The 3,072-nt window shown below is 65.4% G+C and carries 4 protein-coding genes and 1 pseudogene; 3 read left to right on the plus strand and 2 right to left on the minus strand.

The window, feature by feature from the left end; translation table 11 throughout:
* Window positions 1-241: 241 nt before the first annotated feature.
* Window positions 242-859, plus strand: a complete 618-nt coding sequence (locus tag IE277_RS46415) for a class I SAM-dependent methyltransferase (protein WP_189960145.1) — start codon at window positions 242-244, stop codon at window positions 857-859.
* A gap of 113 nt (window positions 860-972) precedes the next feature.
* On the opposite strand, the pseudogene IE277_RS46420 reads toward IE277_RS46415, so the two are convergent.
* Window positions 973-1,467: pseudogene (locus IE277_RS46420) on the minus strand (transposase); the annotation flags it as partial.
* Here IE277_RS46420 and IE277_RS46425 point away from each other — a divergent pair.
* The gene (locus tag IE277_RS46425) at window positions 1,445-1,963 is read left to right on the plus strand and encodes a transposase (protein ID WP_373311024.1); all 519 of its coding nucleotides are present in this window, start codon (window positions 1,445-1,447) and stop codon (window positions 1,961-1,963) included. The pseudogene IE277_RS46420 and the gene IE277_RS46425 overlap by 23 nt on opposite strands.
* 192 nt (window positions 1,964-2,155) lie before the next feature.
* Entirely contained in the window at window positions 2,156-2,890 is a 735-nt protein-coding gene (locus IE277_RS46430) for a class I SAM-dependent methyltransferase (RefSeq protein ID WP_189960149.1), read from the plus strand.
* On the opposite strand, the gene IE277_RS48690 is transcribed toward IE277_RS46430, so the two are convergent.
* On the minus strand, window positions 2,887-3,072 hold a 186-nt coding region (locus tag IE277_RS48690; RefSeq protein WP_229882597.1), incomplete at its 5' end, for a hypothetical protein. The two genes, IE277_RS46430 and IE277_RS48690, sit on opposite strands and share 4 nt — an antisense overlap.

The raw sequence follows: 3,072 nt of genomic DNA on the forward strand, positions 1-3,072 counted from the left end.
CTGCGAAAACGCCGATCAAGTTCGAGCCGCGTTCGACGCCGGACCATAAACGTCAAGCTCTGTGCCTGTTCCTGAGCCGTTCATGACATGGAGTCCGTGGGGTTTCGGTGTTTGCCCAGCTCAGAATTCGAACGGGGGGTGTTCGGTGGCGTGTGTCTCGTCTCGCGTGACGTTGCCGGTGCGCTGAGGCCCGGGGAAAAGCGTTCGCGGCCCTCAGCGTGGGCCGCTAGCGTGCACCGGCGTGGACATTGAAGATCCCAAGGAACTGGTCCGGCGAGGGTACGACGCGCTCTCCCTCCGCTACGACCAGGCGTATGGCGCCGAGACGAAGTATCAGCCTTGGATCAGCGAACTGTCTGGTCGTATCCCGGCCGACGGTGCGGTGCTGGATCTTGGGTGCGGAAGCGGGGTCCCTGTCGCCCGCGCATTGGCAACTGCAGGTCGGCGTGTCACCGGCGTCGACATCAGTGAGGTGCAGATCCGCAGGGCCCGGGAACTCGTGCCGCAGGCCGAGTTCATCCGCGCCGACGCTACGGCTGTGGACTTCGCGCCAGCCTCCTTCGACGCGGTCGTCTCCTTTTACGCACTGATCCACATCCCGCTCGAGGAACAGCTTCCGTTGCTCCGGAAAGTCGCCGGATGGCTGCGGCCTGGCGGTTGGTTCCTGGGCACCACCGGCCATCGGGCCTGGACCGGTGTCGATGAGGACTGGCTGGGCGGCGGTACCGCTATGTGGTGGAGTCACGCGGACGCTGCCACGAACCGAGCATGGATCACTCAAGCTGGGCTGACGGTCCAGCAGGAGGAGTTCGTGCCGGAAGGAGAAGGCGGGCACGCTCTGTTCTGGGCTCAACGCTGATGCGCTTTCCGGGGCGCTCGGCCGGGGTGCGTCGATGAAGTCGTCGTGGTGGTGGTGCGAGACTTGGGCGGGCTTGAGGGCCCGGTGACCTCTTGGTGGCGCTGACGACGGTCAGTGCCGATTGGATCAGTCGCGGTGGGCCTCGCGGGAGGCCGGCTGTCCGCTCCTGCGGGAGTTTCGGCGGGTGATGCGCCTGGTCATCAGGGTGATCGCGGCCCAGGTGATGAGCGATTCCGAGTGCTGGACGAGCCGTTCGTAGTCCCGCGCGTGCCGGCGGGCGTGCATGACCCAGGCATGGGAACGTTCGACGACCCAACGCCGGGGCAGAACGACGAACCCGGGGACGTTCTTCGGCCGGCTGACGGTCTTGATCGTCAGGTCCAGGAAGGTTTTCGCCCAGTCGACGAGCTGCCCGGCGTAGGCGGAGTCGGCCCAGACGATGGTGATCTCGGGGTGCATCAGCCGCAGGCGGAACAGCACTTCTTTGGCCGCGTTGCGGTCGGTCATGTCGGCCGGGGTGACCATGACGAACAGCGGCAGGCCTTTGGTGTCCACGACCAGGTGCCGCTTGCGCCGTTGATCTTCTTGTTCTTATCCCGGTGCCGGGATAACGGCAAGTATATTAATGGGAGGAAAAGGCACCTCCTGGTTGATCAGGACGGCCTGCTCGTCGACCTGCTCGTCACGCCGGCCGACGTCCAGGACCGGGACGCGGCGCGCGTCCTGCTGACCCGTCTTCACGCCGAGCACCCCGAAATCGTCCTGGTCTGGGCGGACAACGGCTATGGCGGAGACGAGTTCAGCACCTGGGCACAGACCGCCCTCGGCATCACCGTCAAGGTCGTCTCCCGGCCCAAGGACGCCAAGGGCTTTGTCTTGCTGCCCAAGCGCTGGGTGGTTGAGCGGTCGAATTCGTGGACGATGCGGGCCCGGCGCAACGCAAGGGACTATGAGCGGCTGATTGTCTCACGCGGAAGCCCACATCCAGTGGGCCTTCATCACCCTCATGTCCCGCCGCCTGTCCCGCCCGCACCGCCGCCTCACGGCGGACCCTGTCAGCCTCGCGGAAGCCGCCTGAAGAACAAACTTCAGAAACTGGCTTGAGCGCCACCCCCGAAGCCGCCGTTATGCCCTTCAGCAGAGGAAGGAGCGGCCGCGCGCGCAGGGTCGTGGACTCAGCTCACGGACTCTTCTCCCAAGCCCGCCATCGCCATTCCACGGCTATGCACCACCTACGCTGAGCTGGGATTTTGTGCTGTCTGGCCGTACCGTCTCCTCATCGCGAAAGGGGGCCGGATGGACCGCAACATCCGCACCGTCGAGGACGTGTTGAAACTCCTTGACGACCTGTTCACGCCCGAGGCCGACCGCTGGACGAGCGACGCAGCAGTCTGGTGGGACACCTTCTATGCCGACCGCTCCAAGCCAGTGCCGTTCTTCGCGGCCAAGCCGGACGAGAATCTCGCCTCATATGTCGACCGCCGGCTCTTCACCCCTGGACGGGCCCTCGACCTGGGCTGCGGCCCGGGACGCAACGCCCTTTACCTGGACTCCCACGGTTTCCAGGTAGATGCCGTCGACCTCTCCCCGGCAGCCGTCGGCTGGGCCGAGGAACGCGCCGGTGAGGCCGGGGCCGGCATCCGGTTCCACAGGGGAGACGCCTTCGCCCTCGCCGGCACCGAGCTGAGCGGACGCTATGACCTGATCTACGACTCGGGCTGCTTCCACCACCTGCCACCCCACCGTCGAATCAGCTACCTCGCCCTGCTCGACCAACTCCTCGCACCCGGCGGCTATTTCGCGCTCACCTGCTTCACAGACGCAGAGACGGGAGGATCTGGCCTCCCCGACGCGGCCTTCTACCGCGACGCCCGCCTCCACGGCGGACTCGCCTACACCTCACAGTCCCTACGACGGATCTTCTCCGACCTCACAGAGGTCGAACTTCGACTCATGCGCGACGAACCGCCCGAGTCAGCGCACTTCGGCGAACCCTTCTTGTGGACTGCCCTGTTCCGACGCGACGCCTAACCAGCACGTGCCCTCAGCCAGCCGTTCGCTCCACCGTCCATCGACGCCAAACCGAACGGGACATCAGGCATCTCCCCCAGTCCACCTCCGGTGACCTGCAAAAAGAGGTTGTGACACAGCTTCTGAGCTTGTTCCTTATCGTCGGGCCTGGCCGTTTGGTCACTCTTTGGAGTGATCGCAGG

The organism is Streptomyces alanosinicus (assembly GCF_014650595.1).
Taxonomy (GTDB): domain Bacteria; phylum Actinomycetota; class Actinomycetes; order Streptomycetales; family Streptomycetaceae; genus Streptomyces; species Streptomyces alanosinicus.

Excerpts from the sequence above, each read along its gene's own strand:
- IE277_RS46430 (WP_189960149.1), top strand. The coding sequence starts at position 2,156 with ATGGACCGCAACATCCGCACCGTCGAGGACGTGTTGAAACTCCTTGAC.